This window comes from Echinicola shivajiensis, assembly GCF_018642165.1.
In the GTDB taxonomy this organism is placed as follows: domain Bacteria; phylum Bacteroidota; class Bacteroidia; order Cytophagales; family Cyclobacteriaceae; genus Echinicola; species Echinicola shivajiensis.
Genome location: NZ_JAHHZM010000006.1, coordinates 229,943 through 250,501 on the forward strand (window position 1 = coordinate 229,943; position 20,559 = coordinate 250,501).

At 37.4% G+C, this 20,559-nt stretch carries 20 protein-coding genes; 16 read left to right on the top strand and 4 right to left on the bottom strand.

What is annotated here, in order from left to right:
* Window positions 1–3: 3 nt before the first annotated feature.
* The 5 genes from KMW37_RS12645 (at window position 4) to KMW37_RS12665 (ending at window position 3,700) form a co-directional block, all read left to right on the top strand.
* Window positions 4–891 carry a F0F1 ATP synthase subunit gamma gene (locus KMW37_RS12645; protein ID WP_215224993.1) on the top strand — a complete coding sequence of 296 codons (888 nt, stop codon included), beginning with the start codon at window positions 4–6 and terminating at the stop codon, window positions 889–891.
* 157 nt (window positions 892–1,048) lie between these two features.
* Window positions 1,049–1,510 carry a hypothetical protein gene (locus tag KMW37_RS12650; RefSeq protein WP_215224994.1) on the top strand — a complete coding sequence of 154 codons (462 nt, stop codon included), beginning with the start codon at window positions 1,049–1,051 and terminating at the stop codon, window positions 1,508–1,510.
* Between the two features lie 200 nt (window positions 1,511–1,710).
* On the top strand, window positions 1,711–2,127 hold the full coding sequence (locus tag KMW37_RS12655) for a hypothetical protein (protein ID WP_215224995.1): 417 nt from the start codon (window positions 1,711–1,713) through the stop codon (window positions 2,125–2,127).
* Window positions 2,128–2,204: 77 nt separating this feature from the next.
* Window positions 2,205–2,648 (top strand): YbhB/YbcL family Raf kinase inhibitor-like protein, encoded by a 444-nt coding sequence (locus tag KMW37_RS12660; protein ID WP_215224996.1) that lies wholly within the window; start codon window positions 2,205–2,207, stop codon window positions 2,646–2,648.
* Between the two features lie 26 nt (window positions 2,649–2,674).
* Window positions 2,675–3,700 (top strand): zinc-dependent alcohol dehydrogenase family protein, encoded by a 1,026-nt coding sequence (locus tag KMW37_RS12665; RefSeq protein ID WP_215224997.1) that lies wholly within the window; start codon window positions 2,675–2,677, stop codon window positions 3,698–3,700.
* A gap of 96 nt (window positions 3,701–3,796) precedes the next feature.
* Here the strand turns inward: KMW37_RS12665 and KMW37_RS12670 are convergent, their stop codons facing one another.
* Window positions 3,797–4,291, bottom strand: a complete 495-nt coding sequence (locus KMW37_RS12670; protein ID WP_215224998.1) for a YciE/YciF ferroxidase family protein — start codon at window positions 4,289–4,291, stop codon at window positions 3,797–3,799.
* A gap of 162 nt (window positions 4,292–4,453) precedes the next feature.
* Between KMW37_RS12670 and KMW37_RS12675 the strand changes: the two genes are divergently transcribed.
* The 8 genes from KMW37_RS12675 (at window position 4,454) to KMW37_RS12710 (ending at window position 12,961) form a co-directional block, all read left to right on the top strand.
* Complete coding sequence (locus tag KMW37_RS12675) at window positions 4,454–4,795, top strand: hypothetical protein (RefSeq protein ID WP_215224999.1); 342 nt, start codon at window positions 4,454–4,456, stop codon at window positions 4,793–4,795.
* A 95-nt stretch (window positions 4,796–4,890) separates the two neighbouring features.
* Window positions 4,891–6,213, top strand: coding sequence for an erythromycin esterase family protein (locus KMW37_RS12680; protein ID WP_215225000.1), 1,323 nt, complete (start codon window positions 4,891–4,893; stop codon window positions 6,211–6,213).
* Between the two features lie 219 nt (window positions 6,214–6,432).
* Entirely contained in the window at window positions 6,433–8,148 is a 1,716-nt protein-coding gene (acsA, locus tag KMW37_RS12685; protein WP_215225001.1) for an acetate--CoA ligase, read from the top strand.
* Window positions 8,149–8,203: 55 nt separating this feature from the next.
* The gene (gene pdhA / locus KMW37_RS12690) at window positions 8,204–9,217 is read left to right on the top strand and encodes a pyruvate dehydrogenase (acetyl-transferring) E1 component subunit alpha (RefSeq protein WP_215225002.1); all 1,014 of its coding nucleotides are present in this window, start codon (window positions 8,204–8,206) and stop codon (window positions 9,215–9,217) included.
* Between the two features lie 35 nt (window positions 9,218–9,252).
* The gene (locus KMW37_RS12695; RefSeq protein WP_215225003.1) at window positions 9,253–10,248 is read left to right on the top strand and encodes an alpha-ketoacid dehydrogenase subunit beta; all 996 of its coding nucleotides are present in this window, start codon (window positions 9,253–9,255) and stop codon (window positions 10,246–10,248) included.
* A complete protein-coding gene (locus tag KMW37_RS12700) occupies window positions 10,241–11,437 on the top strand; it encodes a dihydrolipoamide acetyltransferase family protein (RefSeq protein ID WP_215225004.1) in 1,197 nt (398 codons plus the stop codon). The genes KMW37_RS12695 and KMW37_RS12700 overlap by 8 nt, the downstream gene beginning before the upstream one ends.
* Complete coding sequence (locus tag KMW37_RS12705) at window positions 11,434–11,679, top strand: acyl carrier protein (RefSeq protein WP_215225005.1); 246 nt, start codon at window positions 11,434–11,436, stop codon at window positions 11,677–11,679. The genes KMW37_RS12700 and KMW37_RS12705 overlap by 4 nt, the downstream gene beginning before the upstream one ends.
* Window positions 11,680–11,857: 178 nt before the next feature.
* Entirely contained in the window at window positions 11,858–12,961 is a 1,104-nt protein-coding gene (locus KMW37_RS12710) for an AI-2E family transporter (protein ID WP_215225006.1), read from the top strand.
* 86 nt (window positions 12,962–13,047) lie between these two features.
* On the opposite strand, the gene KMW37_RS12715 is transcribed toward KMW37_RS12710, so the two are convergent.
* The 3 genes from KMW37_RS12715 to ppsA all read right to left on the bottom strand — a co-directional run bounded on the left by KMW37_RS12715 (window position 13,048) and on the right by ppsA (window position 17,171).
* Window positions 13,048–13,890, bottom strand: a complete 843-nt coding sequence (locus KMW37_RS12715) for a universal stress protein (protein WP_215225007.1) — start codon at window positions 13,888–13,890, stop codon at window positions 13,048–13,050.
* Between the two features lie 102 nt (window positions 13,891–13,992).
* A complete protein-coding gene (locus KMW37_RS12720; protein ID WP_215225008.1) occupies window positions 13,993–14,748 on the bottom strand; it encodes an SDR family oxidoreductase in 756 nt (251 codons plus the stop codon).
* A gap of 11 nt (window positions 14,749–14,759) precedes the next feature.
* Entirely contained in the window at window positions 14,760–17,171 is a 2,412-nt protein-coding gene (gene ppsA, locus KMW37_RS12725) for a phosphoenolpyruvate synthase (protein ID WP_215225009.1), read from the bottom strand.
* Between the two features lie 843 nt (window positions 17,172–18,014).
* Between ppsA and KMW37_RS22600 the strand changes: the two genes are divergently transcribed.
* From KMW37_RS22600 to KMW37_RS12735, 3 genes are read left to right on the top strand one after another with little or no spacing between them, the layout of a single operon-like run.
* Window positions 18,015–18,422 (top strand): DUF4968 domain-containing protein, encoded by a 408-nt coding sequence (locus KMW37_RS22600; protein ID WP_317195572.1) that lies wholly within the window; start codon window positions 18,015–18,017, stop codon window positions 18,420–18,422.
* On the top strand, window positions 18,401–19,162 hold the full coding sequence (locus KMW37_RS22605; protein WP_317195573.1) for a PA14 domain-containing protein: 762 nt from the start codon (window positions 18,401–18,403) through the stop codon (window positions 19,160–19,162). Before KMW37_RS22600 ends, KMW37_RS22605 begins: the two co-directional genes overlap by 22 nt.
* Before the next feature lie 46 nt (window positions 19,163–19,208).
* The gene (locus KMW37_RS12735) at window positions 19,209–20,468 is read left to right on the top strand and encodes a tyrosine-type recombinase/integrase (RefSeq protein ID WP_215225010.1); all 1,260 of its coding nucleotides are present in this window, start codon (window positions 19,209–19,211) and stop codon (window positions 20,466–20,468) included.
* The last annotated feature ends 91 nt before the right edge of the window (window positions 20,469–20,559 follow it).

The following is a 20,559-nucleotide window of genomic DNA, read 5'->3' on the forward strand; positions in this document are numbered from 1 at the left end:
ATCATGAGTGAATATTTGGAAGTCATAGCAAATAAGATCAATAAAGGAGAGGAAATCTTTACTTTGGTCCGATCCATGAAGGCTTTGGCCTCCACCAATATTAATCAATATGAGCTGGCTATGGAGGCTTTAACGGATTATTATAGAACCGTTCAACTGGGGTTATCCATAAGCCTTAGGGATGTTCATCAATTCAATTTTCAAGATGGTGATTTTATAAAAAGTAAATCTGTACAGGTTTTGGTTTTTGGTTCTGACCAGGGTTTAGTGGGGAGATTCAATGAAGTGATTGCTGAAAAAGTACTCAGGTTTTTTAATGATTTCCCATTGGATAAAACTAAGATATGGGCTGTTGGAGATAGGATTGCAGGTCATTTGACCGATCGTCATTTGAATATAGAGGGAGTATTGGAATTACCTACTTCTGTCCATGGAATCACTTCCTTGGTGACTGAAATATTGGATACTATCCCTTTGAGTACCATATATATTTTTTACAACCAGCCAGTAATGAAAAATTTTTTATTTCAGCCCTATCAAGAGCAGTTACTTCCTTTGGACAAGGAGTGGTTAGAAAATCTTGAAAAAAATACCTGGCCAAGCAATAGAATACCGGAAATTATGGGGGATAGGGAAAAGACCCTTGGGCTGTTGGTAAGGGAATACCTATTTGTTTCTCTATATAGGGCTTGCGCAAGTTCTCTCACTAGTGAAAATACCAGTCGTTTAGCTTCAATGCAGAGAGTCGAGAAAAACATCCGTGAGTTTTTGGAAAATCTCCAAGAACTTTATTATCAAAAGCGGCAAGAAGTTACTGACAATGAATTATTTGACCTCATCTCTGGTTTTGAAGCCCTAAGAAATGATCTGGATAAACGAGACTTGTTTTGAAGAACATTTGTGCATAACAAATTTATAGTACTTGTAATTTGTGCCTGGTTTAAATCTTTCAAAACTAATAGTCCTTTGTGAGCAATATATTGCTTTTAGATGATGGTTATCATTCAATAAGTTGTCAATTAATAGGAGATTAAGAGAAAAAAAGGCCATGAAAAAGGAGAATGAATTTAATAAATTATCAGCTTCAAACATTAAAGATGAAGCAGAAAGAAATTGGGAGAAACTATATGATGATGTACATCTCTTTATGTCTGATATAGAGTTTCTTGCAGACGAGTTTAACTTCTTTAAAATATTAATTAACAAATATTTCATCTGGTTGAACGCACCAAAGTTTATTTCCAAAAATCGCTATTATGTAGAAACCTTGTCCACATTGGAGAAACGCCAGTTGAGCTTAAGTAAACGGTTGAAAAAGCATATGAGCGATATAAGTGAGCAAATAAAATCCAATAAGGAAAAACCTTCTCAAGAGATTATTGAAGATCATTTGGAATTGAAAATTATGGAGAAGGAACTGGTCAAAGAAGTCCGCTTATTAAAAAAAGATATATTCAAATTGACCGAAAAAAGTTTGATGGATATGAAAGGAGATCATTTATTGGGATAAAATAATGCCGTTTTAATTAAAAGTTATAATCCTTTTCCACTTTGGAAAACCAAGAGGCTAATTATGGATATCTTGAAAATAGCACCAAGATGGATGTGATTTAAGCTCATTATTATCCTACAACGATATATATGTTGCTTATTGATGATGTCAATCATTTATGAAGATATATTGACTTGTTAAGTTTAAATAAAAAAGGAATGGAAACTACAAAGACCATAGCAAATGGAGAGCTAAATGAAAGTTCTTTGAGAGCAAAGCACAGGAGTACTGCTGAGTGGTTGTCGGCTATTTCATTTTGGAAAAAAGAGATGGATTTCTTTCAGAAATTACTTGACCGATATTCAGGAAGTTTCACATCTGTTGGGGATAAGCAGAAAATCGATCATTTTCAGAATCTTATCATATTTTATAATGGAGAGCTTTTGGAAACCTTTAAGTCAAAAGTAAGGTCACATGATAAGCGATTATTTAATATGGTAAAAAAGATAGAAGAGCTAAATAGGGAGTACGAAATAGAACATCAAGACTTAATGGAGGAAATGGAATCAGTGAACAAGCAGATCTATTCCTATCATGATGAGCTTTTTGGTTTTATTGAAAAAGCGATTAAGTAGTAATGTGGAGCCTACCCAAAAAATGGTTTCCTAAAAAATAATTTTTATTGGACATCATAAGATCAAAGGATAATGCTATGAAATCACTTGAGATTAGCAGTCCTGTGTTCAAGGCAGGACAAGTCATTCCTGCCAAATATACTTGTCAAGGGATGGATATCAATCCTCCTATTCATATTGGGAAAATACCATATGAGGCAAAAAGCCTTGTTATTAAAGTGGATGATCCAGACGCTCCCAATAAAACATGGCTTCATTGGTTGGTTTGGGATGTCGTCCCTAAGGAATCGATTGAAGAAGATATCATTCCTGGAATTCAAGGAATGAATGATTTCAATAGAATAAACTATGGTGGTCCTTGTCCCCCTTCTGGGATTCATCGTTATTTTTTTAAGGTATATGCCTTGGATAAATTGCTAGGGTTAGCAGAAGGTGCGAGTTTAAATGAGATCAATGAGGCTATGAAGGGCCATATTATTGCTTTTGGAGAGCTCATTGGAAACTACGCGATGGCTAAGTAGAATAAATCAATTTAACGGTAATTTTTATGAAGGCTTTTGTAATTACGGAAACAGTTGATTTGAATAGTGAAAGGAATTCGCTCAAGGAAGTAGATCTTCCTAAGCCAACAATTAATGATGATGAAATATTGATTAAGGTTTCCTGCTGTGGAGTGTGCCACACTGAATTGGACGAAATAGAAGGTAGGACTCCTCCCTCGCATTTACCAATGGTTCCAGGACATGAGGTAGTAGGAATAATCGAAAAATGTGGTAATAAAGTTAATGCCTTTAAACCCGGAGACCGGGTAGGTGTGGCATGGATATTTTCATCATGCGGTATTTGTGAGTATTGCAAATCAGGTTTGGAAAATTTATGTCCAGCATTTAAAGGAACCGGAAGAGATGAAAATGGTGGTTATGCTGAATTTATGCATGTTCCTGCAGAATCAGCTTATTTGATCCCTGATGTATTTTCAGATGAAGAAGCGGCACCATTAATGTGTGCAGGAGCTATTGGCTATCGTTCACTTTATTTGACAGGCCTAGAAAATGGGCAGACATTAGGGTTGATGGGATTTGGTGCTTCTGGACATTTAGTATTGAAAATGGTCAAAAAATTAATGCCAGATACTGAAGTGCTGGTTTTTACTAGGAACTTAGAAGAACAGAATTTTGCAAAATCAATTGGGGCAAAATGGGCTGGAGAAATTGAGGACAATCCTCCTTTTTTGCTGAATGCCATGATTGATACTACCCCCGTTTGGAAGACCATGGTTCAGTCATTATTGTACCTTAAGCCTGGGGGGAGGCTAGTAATCAATGCAATCAGAAAAGAGCATATGGATCAATCTGCCCTACAGGGCATTGTATACGAAAAGCACCTTTGGATGGAAAAAGAAATTAAGTCTGTGGCCAATATTACCCATAATGATGTAAAGAAATTTCTTGAATTTGCTGGCAGGGTTTCTTTGAAATCAGTGGTACAGAAATATCCCTTTGAAAGGGCCAATGAGGCAATATGGGATTTGAAGCATAAGAATGTTAAGGGAGGAAAAGTACTTGTGTGGTAAGCTTCCAAATACCTCCAACCAATCATTAAGCTTTCTAAGATATACTTCAACCAATGAGGTATATAATCCTGATTTTTTGCCATCCATTTCTCAGTTTTAATGAATGGCATTCAAGTTGACCACTTTTTCGGCAAGAGCACTAAGGTGTTGGTCAACAGTCTTTTCTTCCTGCAAACTTAAGTGAAGCGCTTTTTTGGCATCATTAAAATTCAATTCCTTGGCATAGGTGGTAAGGATACCATAGCTAGCGATATTATAATGGTTATAGTGTTGGATAGAGGCTATTATTCCCGCATCCCTGGCTGAAGGATCCGTACATCTTTTTGCCAATTCAATAGCTTCTTGAATAAGCCCTTTTACGGCTAAATTTTCTTCGCCGTGCCTATTTCTATTCAAAGAATTGAAAATGTGATCTATGCGTTCCATTTGATTTCTTGCATGGCCAATATGAAAATCTATGGCTTCCTGCAAGCTATTATTACTTGTCTTACCTCTCAATTTTGGATAGGCCTGCAATTGTTCTCTGGTAGCATGATATTGTTCTTTTAATTGCTCAAAGAACAGTTCTTCTAGGTTGTTAATGCTTTTCATGATTAATGTATTTTTGCTCTTGCTGATGCAAAGAACATAAGTTGAACATACTATAAAGATAAGCCTAGCTCATTACTTAAGGTATAATAAGAATTGTTTAGTGGGGATGATTTTGATCATCAATTAAATTTGCCCACATAGGTATCTTTATATATGGATGAAATGGTCAGAATACATGTCAAATTACTCACAAAGGGTACAAATGATCCTTTGTTTGGAAAGGAGTACAAAGTGAAATTCTATGATAAGGATTTGATCAAGGATGATTTACTAGGAGAATCGGATCTTGATGATCACGGAGTGGCCAAATTGTTAATAAATAAAAAGAATTATACATCCCTTGATTCGCCTTTTGAAAGACATCCTGATATTTATTTTACTTTTTCTAAAAATGGTAAAGTAATATATAAAAGTCCTGTTTTAGAAAATGTTCATTTGGAAGAGCAATATGGTTACCCAGATGTTCCGGGCTTGGATTTTGATCTGGGGTCCTACTTGTTGTAGAATGAGGGGACACTTTAAGTGAAAAGCATCCTTTTATAGGATGGAAAGGTAGTTAGGGATGCTCTAGAGTAAGGCATCAATAAAATAGTATCAGTATGTTGATTCCAGGGGAGGAGGCTTTTGAAAGTCATATCCTAAATAAAATAAAAGCGGAAGCTCATGATTTGAATAGCTCCCGAGATTTGGACCAATTGATCCAGAAAGGAGGGGATGCGCATTTTGTATTATTGGGGGAAGCATCGCATGGCACCCATGAATATTATACTTGGCGTACAGCAATCAGTAAACGTTTGATTATTGAAAAAGGATACTCATTTATTGGAGTTGAAGGTGACTGGCCTGATTGTTATAGGCTTAACAGATATGTCAAAGGATATTCAGATTCAGGTAAAAGTGCGTATGAAGTTTTAAATAATTTCAATAGATGGCCAACATGGATGTGGGCAAATTGGGAAGTAGTGGCTTTGGCAGAGTGGATGAAAAAACACAATGAAGGGCTTCCCATTGAAAAAAAAGTTGGCTTTTACGGATTAGATGTGTACAGTCTGGGGGAATCAATTGAGGCTATTCTTAATTATCTTGAAAAATCGGATCCAAAAGCCTACCTGACCGCTTTAAAAGCCGTTGAATGCTTTGAACCCTATAGTTTTGAGGGGATCGATTATGCCAGGTCCACTCAATTTGTTCCAAAAAACTGTGAAAAGGAAGTAGTTGATTTACTTAGGGATATCCGTACTAATATAAGTAATTATAATACGGATGTGGAAACTGTTTTTAGTACTGAACAAAATGCGCTTGTAGCCCTTCATGCAGAGAATTATTATAGGGAAATGATTAAAGGTGGACCACGTTCATGGAATATTCGGGACATGCATATGGTAGATACATTGAACCGATTGATGGATTTCCATGGTGAACAAGCCAAAGCCATTGTTTGGGAACATAATACTCATATCGGTGATGCTAGGGCCACTAATATGACCAAGCATGGTATGATAAATGTAGGCCAATTATTAAGTTCCCAATATAAAGGAAAGGGTGTGATTAAATTAGGCTTTGGTTCTTACCAAGGAGCAGTTATTGCTAGTCGTAGTTGGGGAGAAGCAATGCATAAAATGATTGTTCCTAAGGGGATAGAAGGAAGTTGGGAATTCTTGCTGAATAAAGCCGGTGTAGAAAATAAAATAATATTTTTAGACCAATGGAGGGAAGATTCTAACTTTGATTGGCCGATAGCTCACCGGGCAATTGGCGTGATTTATCATCCTGAGAAAGAATATATTGGTAATTATGTTTTGAGTATTATTCCTCAACGTTATGATCTGTTTATATACATCAATACGACCAAGGCCTTAAATCCTTTACATATTAGACCTGATGGGCATCAAATACCAGACACTTATCCTTGGGGTTTTTAGTATTTATTTTTTAGAACAAGGAATCTCTTATCTAGGACAGACTTGATTTTTTGCATTTACTATATGTAAAAGCAAGCCAACAGCAATCAAAATTTCTTATTTGGATGATTTGTGTCATCATCTGTTCTATGCATGTTTTATAATTTGTATTCTATAATCAATAAATAAAGCATCAGTTGATGGTTTTACTGTGATCTGAAAATTATTTGTTAAATCCCCATGTTAAGTCCTAATCTAAAAGATTACATTGAAAAGTATAACTCCTTTGATTGGGAAGATGAAAGCCAATGTTTTGGAAAGCTTTCTCCTGATATAGGGCTGAATATTGCAAATGAAGCAGTGGATAGACACGCTGATAGCCCGTTAAGAGATGCCATATCCATTAGAGTGATCCGAAAGGACCACACAAGACAAGATCTTACCTATGCTTCGCTAAAAGTGGAGACATCCAAATTTGCCAATGTTTTGGAAAACGTGGACGTCAAAAAAGGAGAAACGGTTTGTTCGCTTTTGGGAAGGGTTCAAGAGCTATACATTACAGCTTTGGGCACCTTAAAAAGAGGTGCTATTTTTTGTCCATTGTTCTCTGTATTCGGTCCAGAACCAATTTTCCAGAGACTTTCAAAAGGAGAGGCTTCCTTATTGGTGACGACTAAGTCGTTTTATGAAAAAAAGGTTGAAAAACTCATCGATCGATTACCTCATCTCAGATACATTTTATTGATAGACTTGGAAGAAGATTTGTCAGAAAAGGTATTATCCTTTGATCGATGGATGAAAAGAGCTTCATCCTCATTTAGTATTCCATTTACCTCTCCTGAAGATCCTGCGCTCCTTCATTTTACCAGCGGAACTACTGGTATGCCCAAAGGTGCTCTACATGTACATAAAGCAGTTTACACACATTATTTAACTGGAAGGCTGGTATTGGATTTTCATAAAAGTGATGTGTTTTGGTGCACAGCAGACCCAGGTTGGGTAACTGGAACATCTTATGGGATTATTTCGCCTTTGGTGAACGGGGTTACCAGTATTGTGGATGAGCAGGAGTTTGATGCTATGAGATGGTATCAAATCCTCGAACAGGAGAAAGTGAATATTTGGTATACTGCTCCCACGGCCATCAGGCGATTGATGAGGACCGAAATGGATCCCAAAAAGGAATTTGACTTGAGTAATTTACGTCTAGTGCTTAGTGTTGGAGAACCGTTGCATGCGGCTGAGGTGGTATGGGCCCAACAGGCATTTGGTGTGCCCGTTTTGGATAATTGGTGGCAAACGGAAACTGGGGGCATTATGATTGCCAATTACCGAAGCATGGAAGTAAGACCAGGATCCATGGGGAAGCCTTTGCCCGGGATAGAGGCTGCAGTGGCGGAGATTGATGGAGATAACATTGAATTGATTATGGGGCCTGAAGCCCAAGGGCATTTGGTTTTGAAAAAAGGTTTTCCCTCTATGTTCAGAGATTATCTACATGAGCATGAACGTTATAATAAATGCTTTATAGGTGATTGGTATATTACAGGTGATTTGGCCAAAATTGACAAAGATGGTTATTTCTGGTTTGTAGCTCGTGCTGATGATATTATCAAGACTTCTGGTCATATGGTGGGACCTTTTGAGGTGGAAAGTTGTCTGATGATGCATCCTTCTGTGGCAGAAGCAGCGGTAATAGGTAAGCCTGAAGCATCGATTGGCGAGATGGTAAAAGCTTTTGTGATTTTGAAAGATGGTGTAAAGGAGAATAGCGAAACGAAACTGGATATTATTGGTTTTGCCCGAAAGGAATTAGGGCCAGCTGTAGCGCCCAAGGAAATAGCATTTGTACAGCAATTGCCCAAAACCCGGAGTGGGAAAATTTTGAGAAGACTTTTGAAAGCCCGTGAGATGGGATTACCTGAAGGAGACCTTTCAACCTTAGAACCTAGCTGATAGACTTATCCCGATGTCAATATAAACCCAATAATTAACTTGATACCTTCTAGATATGAAACGTAATCCTTCCCCAAAAAAAAGTTCATCAGGAGAAGAAGAGCGAGCTTTACTCTCCCAAATGATGCTAATTAGAAAGTTTGAGGAAAAAGCAGCCGAACAATATACAAAAGAAAAGATCAGGGGTTTTTTGCATTTATATATTGGAGAAGAGGCTGTGGCTGTAGGAGTCATCCAGGCCTTGGCCGAGGAAGATAATATTTTATGTACCTACCGGGAACATGGACATGCTTTGATGAGAGGATTGGATCCGGGAGTCATTATGGCAGAAATGTATGGAAAGCTGGATGGATGCAGCAAAGGAAGAGGTGGCTCCATGCATCTGTTTGATGTAGACAAGCATTTTTTTGGGGGAAGTGCCATAGTTGGAGGACACTTAGCCATGTCAGTGGGAATGGCATTGGCTTCAAAGAAACAGAAAAAAAAGAATGTAACTTGTTGCTTTTTTGGAGAAGGTGCTACAGCTGAGGGAGAATTTCATGAAGCGATGAACCTAGCAGCTTTATGGAAAGTACCGGTATTATTTGTCTGTGAGAATAACCTTTATGCTATGGGGACAGCATTAAGGTATACCCATGCTATGCAGGATTTAAAGAGAAAAGGTGATGCTTATGGTATTACTTCCGTAGAAGTGGACGGAATGGATATTATGGCCATTCGAAAAGCAGCTAATGAAGCAGTAAAGTATATCAAAGAAAATGGGAAGCCCTATTTTCTGGTCTTTAATACTTATCGCTTTAGGGCACACTCCATGTTTGACGCGGAGCTCTACCGCGATAAAAAGGAAGTGGAAGAATGGAAGAAAAAAGATCCAATTCCCAAATTCCAAGGCCAATTAAAACAGAAAAAGCAACTGTCCAATCAACAAATTGAAGAAATGGAAAGAGATATAGAAAGTCAAATCAAAAAGGCTGTCTCTTTTGCTGAAAAAGGAAGTTTTGAGCCTGTTGAGGATCTTGAAAAATTTGTTTATAGCAACAATAATGGTGAAGGTAATAATAAGCTCTAAGGAAAGATGATATATTAAACCATAGAATAGTATCCATGGACAAGGAAAACACCATAAAAATAACCTACCGGGAAGCTTTAAAACAGGCTGTTCGAGAAGCCCTCATCAATGATAAACATGTTTTTCTTATGGGAGAAGATGTTGGTCGATATGGCGGGGCATTTGCTGTTAGCAAAGGATTATTTGATGAGTTCGGTCCTGAAAGGATTATGGATGTCCCTTTGTCGGAATCAGGCTTCGTAGGGGCAGGAATAGGAGCTTCACTAGCTGGAATGAAACCTATTGTGGAAATCATGACGGTAAACTTCAGCCTATTGGCTATGGACCAAATTGTAAATAATGCGGCTACCTTACTTCATATGTCTGGTGGGCAGGTTAATGTTCCCGTAGTGATGAGAATAGGTTGTGGTATAGGCAGACAATTGGCGGCTCAACATTCCCATAGCTGGGAGCCATTTTTTGCACATGTACCTGGATTAATTGTATTGTCAGTAGGAACTCATGAGGATGCCAGAGGAATGCTTGCAGAGGCGCTGAAAAGCCCTGATCCAGTGATTTTGTTGGAATATACTTTTATGTTGAATATGGAGAGGGAAATTTTATCTGATCCTTTTACAGTGGATATTAGCAAAGCAAAGATTAGGCGTGAAGGAAGGGATATAAGCCTAATAACTTATGGCAATGGTGTTTATAAAAGCTTGGAAGCGGCAGAAAAACTCTCTGATTTGGGTATTGAGGTTGAGGTGCTTGATTTACGGGTATTGAGGCCCTTGGATGAAGAAAGTATCCTATCCACAGTGAGCAAAACCCATAGAGCAATAGTGGTAGAAGATGCTTGGAAATCGGTTGGGATAGCTTCGGAGGTTTTAGCAAGAATTAGCGAAAAAGCTTTCTTTGAGCTTGATGCTCCTTTAAATAGACTTTGTGGGGTGGAAGTTCCCATTCCTTATCCAAAGCATCTAGAAGATGCTTCCGTTCCCCAGGTTCAAGATATTGTCGATTCAGTAAAAAAAATGATGGGTCATGATTGAATTTAAAATGCCTAGTTTGGGAGCCGACATGGAAGTGGGCACCTTGGTAGAATGGAGGAAAAAGATTGGTGATCTCCTCAAGCAAGGTGATATCATTGCAGATGTGGATACCCAAAAAGGATTAATAGAAATTGAAGTCTTTGATGATGGGATCCTTGATCAGATGTTGGTTAAAGAGGGGGAAAAAGTCCCCGTAGGAACTGTTTTGGCCTTGATAAAGCCATTAGATGGGGAAGAAAAAAATATAGAAGGTTCAGGACCACTTCCAGAAATAAAGGAGCCAAAAGATAAGCAAGTCATTCTTCCTGTTGAAAAGCGCTTGAAAATTACCCCATTGGCAAAAATAATGGCCATTGACAATAAAATTGATTATTCTCAACTAAATGGAACTGGGCCAGAAGGGGAAATTGTCAAAAGGGATATTGAAAAAGCAATAGAGGAAGCTGCTGTGTTAAAAGCCTCTCCTAAGGAAGAAGCAATTATAGAGCCCTTAAGGGAAGATCTTGAAAAGAAAAACAATATACCCTCTCTTAGGTCAATAAGGGCTGCTGTAGCAGCAGCAATGAGTAAATCAAAACGGGAGATTCCACATTACTATGTAGAAAAGAAGATTGATTTGAGTATTGCTTTGGAATGGCTAAGAAAGAATAATGAAGAACGTAGCGTGCAAAAAAGACTGTTGCCAGCTGCACTTTATATTAAAGCTTTAGCCAGTGCAATTGACGAAGTACCTGACATAAATGGGGTTTGGGAGGATGAACTAATCATAAAAAATGAAATCAATATAGGGTTTGTGATATCCCTTAGGGGAGGGGGAATCATTGTACCTTCTATAAAAAATGCTGATTTGAAAAGTATTGACGAGATCATGGAATGGATCAATGATATCATTCCTAGAGCAAGGGCCTTCAAATTACGGAGTTCTGATTTATCAGAGGCTACCATAACACTCACCAACCTTGGGGAAGGTGGGGCCGATCGGGTTTTTGGGATTATTTATCCTCCCCAAGTAGCGATTATTGGTCTGGGAAATGTGCTTGAAGAAGCCTTTGCAGAAAATGCAATGATGGGAATTCGACCAGTAATTTATGCAACATTGGCTGGGGACCATAGGGCTACTGATGGCTTGATTGGAAGTCGATTTTTGTCTGCACTCGATAAGAACTTACAAAACCCTGATAAATTATGAAAGATGAGGAATTGCTCAAGATCGTTTATGACTTATTGAAACAGATTGCGCCTGAAACTGATCCAAGCAGTTTAAGTTTGGATGAAAATATAAGAGAATCCCTAAATATAGATTCTTATGATGCTTTGCAGTTCATTGTAGCTTTGAGTGAGAAGTTAGGAGTGGATATCCCTGAAAAGGATTATGGACAGACTAGCAATTTGAAAAATCTACTGAGGTATTTAGAAAAAAAGCTCAATTGAGAGTGATTTATAATTGAAGTCAATCAATTCTTAAATAGAAGTAAGACATTCAGGTACAGCCACCTCATTTTTACAGATTTAATTATCTTATTTAAAGCCAAAGAATTATGCCCCAGAAAAATTGCATTCAGAGATTTGGTATGACTGGAGTTTATTGACTAACATAAAATATGATCCTATGAACCCTAATAATTCAATACTACAATCCATAAGCTATTTTTTGATAACGCTGACATTGATTTTTGTGGTATTGAAAATTGCCTCCTTTATTTTTATTCCAGTGGCTTGGTCAGCCCTTTTGGCAATTGCCCTTGTACCAGTATGTGATTGGTTAGAGGAAAAAGGAATTCCCAGGCAAGTAGCAATAATATCGAGTATTTTAATGACGACTTTGATTGCAGCGGTAATCTTATTTGTTTTGACCAATCAGCTTGTCGGCTTATTGAAAAGTACTCCTGCAATTGGTAATAAGTTGGATCAATATGTTTTGAATATGCAAAATGCCCTAGAGCAAATTTTTGATATTCAAATAAGTGATGATGCTTTTGGGATGAATCTTTCTAGCTTGATAAATACACAATCCATTAGTGCTGTTTTGATGGATTCTTTCCAGACAATAATGACTCTGGGAATTATGCCGGTTTTGGTTTTCTTTTTTATTTATTATCAAGAGTTTTTTATGGAATTCTTAAGGCAATTGCAATTCAATGAAAATAAGAAGAATCTATTCGAAGGAGCTTGGATGGTTGAGGCTAGTATGCTAATTAAAAATTATTTAATTGGTTTATCATTGGTAACAATCATTGTTTTTGTAATGGCCAGCATTGTCTTTTACTTTTTGGGCGTCAAGTATTTTTTGTTTTTCGCCTTGTTTGTAGCAATCTTTAATTTAATCCCCTATATCGGTGTTTTTCTTTCCTCTTTGATTTCAGTGATTTATGTCCTATTGACTACAGATTCTTTGCTCTATCCTGTTTTAACCCTTCTACTATTATGGGGCATCCAATTAATTGAAAACAATTTAATTACACCTATGGTAGTAGGGATGAAAATAAAACTTAACCCTCTGGCAGTAATTCTTGCTATTATCCTTGGGGGCTGGACTTGGGGAATATCAGGGGTGATGCTATTTATTCCCATGATGGGAGTCCTGAAAATTGTATTTGATCATATCGAAGCGTTAAGCCCATACGGGTACTTATTGGGTAACGAAATGCCGGCGATCCAGCGAGAAAAGAAATTTTGGGCTGAGGTAAAACGAAAATTTTGGAGCAAAAAATAGATTGTTTAGACTCCAATATTAATTATTATTCTATCATCAGATTTGGGTTATCGTAGTTAGGAAGACTTATTTCATAAGCTTTCTTTTTATTCATTAAGGCAATAGGTCCATATTGGGCAACCACTTTGACTTACAATATCTTCGGTGATACTTCCATAGAAAGCATGGCTAAAACCCGTTCTGCCATGGGTGGACATGGCAATCATATCTGTTTTATTGGATTTTTGAAATTCAAGTATTCCCTTCTCCTCTGTCCAATGGCTCGTAAAATGGCTTTCATAATTTGTGAGTTGGTGATGTTTTGCAAATTCTTTAAGTTCTTTCCAAGCTTCTGTTTCAGGTTGAAAGTGCATTGGAGTATTGATTAGCAATAAATGAAGCTTGGCATTAAATAATTCTTGAATGCCTTTCAGGTGCGTAATGAAATTCTCCTGACCCTTTTCTAAGTTTGAGGGTAAAAGAATGTGTTTGATTTTGGTGACTTCTGTAGGCTTTTGTATGGCCATTACAGGTACTGTGCTTTTTCGTATTGTTTTTTTAGTGATCGAACCAAAAAAGAACTCATCAATGCCATCTATGCCGGATTTACCCATTATTACTAAATCAATATTAAGCTCTTTGATTTTTTCCAGAATGGTATTGACTATTTTACCATTAGTGGAGACGATTTTAGTTTTGACATTAGTGTTAGCTTCATTACCCAAAAAAGTATCCAAGTCTTTCATTATAGAATCGCGTATTTCTTGAATAAAATCATAATCCAAATTACTTCCTAAACCTTTCAAATACATGGTTTCATTCATTGGAGAAATATAAAACACATAAAGAAGGATTATTTCAGCACCAGTTTTGGAGGCTATATCTACCGCAAATCGAAAGGCATTTTTCGAAGGCGTTGAAAAGTCAAACGGAACAAGAATTTTATCCATTATCAATTGGTTTAATAATTAAATTCACATGGTCAGTTTATTTATTATCACATTATATCCGATTCGTATGGTTAGGGGTTTTATAGAATAATTATACGATAACTATTGTGCTACCCAACCTCCATCTACGGCCATAGCATGTCCTGTTACAAAAGATGATTTATCTGATAATAACCATAAAACCGCTTCAGCAATTTCTTGTGCTTTTCCTATTCTTCCCACTGGCTCCATATTCTCAAATTCCTTCAAAACTTTATTATCGTTTCCTGTAAATCGATCGATCATTGGCGTTTTGATCACTCCTGGGCAAACCGCATTTACACGGATGCCTTCTTTGGCATATTCCAGGGCAGCTGTTTTGGTTAGTCCTAAGACCCCATGCTTTGAAGCGGTATAGGCAGGAATATTAGCAAAACCTACCAAACCGGCTATGGAGGAATTATTCACGATGGCACCTTTACCCTTTTTAATCATTTGTTCAATCTCATATTTCATGCACAACCATACTCCCTTTAAGTTGGTGTTGATTACTTTTTCCCAATTGGCTAAACTACATTCATGCGTTGGAGCGGTTAGCCCTTCTGTTCCTGCATTGTTAAAGGAATAGTCTAATTGGCCAAATGTTGCTATGGTTTTATTAATCATTTCCTTTACTTGTTGATCATTGGAAACATCACAATTAATAAAGATGATTTTTCCATTTGAATTCTTGACCAAATCCTTTGTCTCCTGATTTTCTACAATATCAGAAATAGCTACGTTTGCTCCAGTTTTCACAAGGGCTTTGGCAGTGGCATGGCCAATTCCTGTATTTCCTCCTGTAACCAAAGTTGTTTTGTTTTTAAGAGATTCGTACATGATAGTAGGGGTTAAGGCTTAACATTCAATAAAGAATGATTTTGCTGTTTTTCTGCCATAGAAATATTTTCAATTCCAGTTATCAATGCATCTGGGTTAAAGGATATACTGTCTATGCCCTGAGCGACCAAAAACTGGGTAAAATCCGGAAAATCACTTGGAGCTTGACCACATAGGCCTACCTTAATACCATTGGCATGTGCAGCTTGGATCAATTGGCTGATCATTTTTTTTACTGCAGCATTTTTTTCATCAAAAAGGTGGTGGATGATTGAGGAGTCCCTGTCTACACCTAGTACCAATTGCGTAAGGTCATTTGAACCAATAGAAAAACCATCAAAGAGATCTGCAAATTCATTGGCGAGGATTGCATTGCTGGGGAGCTCAGTCATGACGTAAATTTCAAGTCCATTCTTGCCTCTTTCTAAACCAAAGTTTTTTATGGTTTGCAGGACTTTTACTCCTTCTTCAGTTGTGCGGCAAAATGGAATCATGATCTTTATATTGGTCATGCCCATTTCATCTCTAAGGATCCTGATGGATTCACACTCCAAGGCAAATCCATCCTTATAATTATCATGATAGTACCTTGAAGCCCCTCTGAAACCTAACATGGGGTTTTCCTCATTAGGCTCAAAAGTACTTCCCCCCAACAGCTTGGCATATTCATTGGTTTTAAAGTCACTCATTCGTACAATTACCTCCTTGGGGTAAAATGCAGCTGCTACCAGTCCCAGATGTTGAGAAAGGATTGATGTGAAATAGTGTTTTTTATCCTGAAAATTGACTGTTTTCTTTTCTATTTCATCCTTTTCGGGTCCATCGGGTAGCTCGTCAAATTTTACTAATGCCATTGGGTGAATACCAATGACATCTGCTATAATAAATTCCATTCGAAGTAATCCAACCCCTAGATTGGGATAGTTGGCTAGTCGGAATGCCTGAAAAGGATTAGCAAGGATGAATTTTGGCTCAGTTTTGGTTTTAACTTCCTTAGATAGTACGACCTGTTTTTGCTCCCAATTGATCTTGCCATCATAAATATACCCCGTGTCTCCTTCTATACAGGAAACGGTTATTAATTGGCCATCTTTTAATTTTTCAGTAGCATTTTGTGCACCAACGACGGCGTGGATTCCCAATTCCCTCGCTACAATGCTAGCATGGCTGGTTCTTCCCCCCTTATTGGTTACAATGCTGACTGCTTTGCGTAGCAAAGGATTCCAGTCAGGACTTGTAATGTCTGCTACAATAATATCTCCTTTACGCACTTTATCTTCGTCTGCAAGACTATTTACCAAGCAAACTTTTCCCGATACAATTGATCTGCCCACTGCGGTCCCTGAACATATTGGCTTGGGCTTCGAAAGGAGATGATATTCTTTTTCTTGGATCTTGTTTTTGTCTTTTTGTGAGTGTATGGTTTCTGGTCGTGCCTGCACAATATAGATAATGCCCGAATTGCCATCTTTTGCCCATTCAATATCCATTGGAATTCCATAGTGCTTTTCAATTTGATAACAATTCATGCCCAGCTTTTCAACTTCCTCATCAGTTAATGAAAATTGGTTCCTTTCCTCGGTACTTGTAGGGATATTCATTATTGGTTTAGGTCCCTTATTAGCATAAACCATTTTATTTTGTTTGGTCCCGAGTTTTTTGTAAAGAATACGTGCTTGATTTTTTGCGAGAAATGGCTTGAACAGGTAAAATTCATCAGGGTTCACAGCACCCTGTACGATGTTTTCTCCTAGGCCATAAATAGATGTTATATAAATGACATTCTCAAAACCACTTTCTGGATCAAGGGTAAAGGCCACTCCAGCTGAGCCTATGTCTGATCTAACCATTTTTTGTACTCCAACAGATAGGTACACCTTCATATGTTCGAAGCCTTTGTCAAGACGGTATTTGATGGCCCTGTCATTGAACAACGAAATATAACATTTTTGAATAGCATCAATTAGTTGACCATGATCGCTAATATTTAGAAAACTATCATGCTGACCTGCAAAACTTGCCGAGGGAAGATCTTCTGCTGTAGCACTACTCCTGACGGCAAACGTATCATGATTATGATTTAACTGCTCAAAGGCATTAATAATGGAAGTGAGCACGTCTTTTGGAAACTTTCCTTGGCCTATAATTTTTCTACACTTACTCCCTATTTCTGCCAGGTTGCTTAATTCATCCTTGTCTAGCTGATCCAATTCTTCGGTAAGGGGAGTGATGAGATCATTAGCGTGTAAATATTCTTGGTAAGCTGTAGCTGTTAGGGCAAATCCCTCGGGAATATTAATTCCAAATGATTTCAATTTCTGTGTCATTTCCCCTAGAGAAGCATTTTTTCCCCCGACTTTCTGAATGTCATTATTGGAGATATTTGAAAAAGGAATACAATATGATTGATGAGAGATGGACATTTTAAATATTGATTTATTATGAATTAATGTTTGATATCATAAATCGGAATTTGAGTACTTCCATCAATTATCTATTCACTATTTAGGGATGTTTTATTTCAATATCCCTGACTTTTGATGTGCGGTTTCTTTATTATGAATAAATCTAGTAGGATTATAAACCATAAAAAATGATGGCAACTGCAATTAATGATGATGAGTATCATTCCATTAATACCGGGGCAGAAAGTTGACAGCATTTTGAATTGAGGCCTATTAGGTAGGGAAACGAAATGGAAGTGGGTTTTTATGGTTTTAAACTATCAAGGATATATATAATCTGGTCTCTCAGCATATCTTCCATCATTGATTTGCCTTTCATAATTTGCTGCATTAGCTCATTATTGGTGTAAAGCTTGGTCATTATCCAATATGTATTGTAGCATATTCGATATCGTTTTCGGCTCATTACAAATTGTATTCATGATTTCATTTTGCAATGATTCTTTTTAGAAGCGTGTCTACTCTTTTCTCTTGAAGCTTAGAGCAGCTTATTGCTACAATGATATTGCTACAATGATAAGTGCTAAACTTAGAAGGATATTAATAACTGTTGTTTTCATCATTAAGGGTGTTTCTATGCAATGGTACAAGCATTTTTAACGATGGGCATCAAGGGCAAATCCGTTACACTTCCTTTATTTTAAATTTTACTGCTCAAGTTTATCCAAGAATGGGCAGAGAGGCTAAATACACCTGTACAAAAGTGATAATGATACCTACTTAGAAACATAAGCGACCATTGAAACTATTTTTTTATCGGAAATTTGATGGTTAAATGTTTTTAGAAAATCCATTAATTAAATGAAGACAAAAATAACGCTACTGGGTTTAGCTGGAATGCTAATATTTGCTGCTTGTTCCAAATCCGATTATGAAGAAAACCAAGATGGAATAATTCTCAACTTGGTACAAAAGGATAAGAAAGAAGCCGCTAAGCTAAGATTGCAGGTATTAGGTGATGAACTGATCCATGTCTCGGCTACGCCTGACCAGCACTTTCCCAAAGACACAAGTTTAATTATTGTTCCGAATGCTCAAACAATTCCTTTCACCGTAGATGATACCGGTGATTCTATCACCTTAAGCACTGCTCGGTTGAATGTAAGGGTATCGAAATCTGATGGTGGAATAATATTCAAGGATAAAGACAATCGCCGTATTTTGGCTGAGGCGAAGGGGGGGGCAGGATGTTTGTTCCTATTGAGGTAGAAGGAACAAAGGGCTACTCGGTTAGGCAGCTATTTGATTCACCGGATGACGAGGCTTTTTATGGATTGGGACAGCACCAGGCCGATGAATTCAATTATAAAGGAAAAAGTGAGGAATTGTTCCAATACAATACAAAGGTTTCTGTACCATTTATTGTTTCCAATAAAAATTATGGGCTCTTGTGGGACAGTTACTCTTTAAGCCGTTTTGGGGACAGCCGGGAATTTAAGCAACTAAACAAGGTATTTACCTTATACGATAAAGGAGGACAGGAAGGTAGTCTGACAGGTACTTATGAGTCTTCGAGCATTGAATGGCCAAGATTGGTACGCAAGGAAGATTCTCTGCATTTTGAAGATATTAAGACGGTAAGAAACCTGCCTGAAAATTTCCCTTTGAAAGGAGCTAATGTTACCTATGAAGGTGCTATTGAGGCTCCTCATGACGGGATATATCAGTTTAGCCTATATTATGCCGGATATGTGAAAGTTTATTTAAATGACGAATTGGTAGTACCGGAACGTTGGAGAACATCTTGGAACCCGAATAGTTATAAATTTACTTTTGAGATGGAGTCCGGTAAGAGAGTACCATTGCGCATAGAGTGGAAACCAGACGGTGGTAAATCCTATTTTGGCATGAAGGTGCAGACACCACAGGAGGAAGATGAATTAGGTAAACAGGTGTGGTGGAGTGAAATGAACAAGAAAATGGATTATTACTTTGCTTACAAGTTTTGACATCATTTTGTGTGCAAATCGTGCGCAAATCTCAAATCAACTAGTCATGGAAAAGAAACTTGCCAAGTCTGGAAAACAGTTTGAAATGACCATCTACTTGGACACCCGAAGGACTAAAGCAGATGGATTTTATCCATTAAAAATAAAGGTTTATACTCCAATGCCCAAAAGACGGAAATACTATTCCGTTGGAATGGATATGGACGAGGTAACCTATGAAAAGGTATTCCTATCAGTTAAACCCAGAAAAGCTGAAAAGCAAATCCGCATTCAAATAGAAAGCCTACTACATAAGTATATTGAGGTGGCCAATAGGCTGGACAATTTCACCTTTGAATCTTTTGAAAACCTCTTATTTAAACCTGAGGGTGATGTCAAGGATGTTTTCTATTTGTACCAACAAAAGATAAAGGCTTTAGAGTTGGAGAAAAGGGAAGCCACCAAACATACCTATGAGGCCAGTTTAAAAGCTATTAAGAAATTTCTAACAGCTAATCGACGAAAAAGGGAGCCCAAAAACCTTTACATACAAGATATCACAGTGGAATGGCTAAAGAATTTTGAAAAGTGGATGCTTGATAAGGGGAATACAAAAACAACCGTTGGCTATTACTTAAGAACGCTTAGACACATCTTTAATACCATCAAAACTGATCATTATCCTTTTGGTAAAAATGGCTATGTTATTCCCAAGGGAACTAATAAAAAGAAGGCCTTGGATAAGCACCAATTAAAATTATTATTTGAGGGTGAACCGCAGAACCAATTCCAACAAAGAGCCAAAGACTTTTGGTTTTTCTCTTACTTATGCAAAGGGATGAATATGAAGGATATCTTGTATCTCAAGCGGAAAAACGTTAACGGTGATTTCTTAGAATTTGTAAGGGAAAAAACCAAGGATACCACAGACGATCAAATTGTTATTCGTGTACCACTTTTGAAGCACTCCAAAAAGGTGATCAAATTGTATGGAGCAACCAGTGGCGATCGTGAAGAATATGTATTTCCGATTCTTCACAAAGAAATGGGGGAAGGAGAAAAACTCAAAGCTAAACAGAACTTTACTCGTTTTGTCAATCAGCATATGAAGCGATATGCCGAAAAATCGGGAATCAAGGATAATGTCAGTACATACACTGCAAGACATAGTTTTGCTACCATGGCAATACGAAATAACGCTTCCACTGAATATGTAGGAGAATCCTTAGGACATGCTGATATTAAGACGATTAAGGCGTATATTAAGAGCTTCTTGGATGATGAAAGTGATAGAGAAATGTTGGGGAAGTTGATGGATTTCAATTAAAAAAGATGTGGTTGGAATAAAAATAAAATCTAAACAAGTTTAATAAAGACCTTTTTAATTAAATATTTAAAGTTAAGAGTACCGAGTTGTT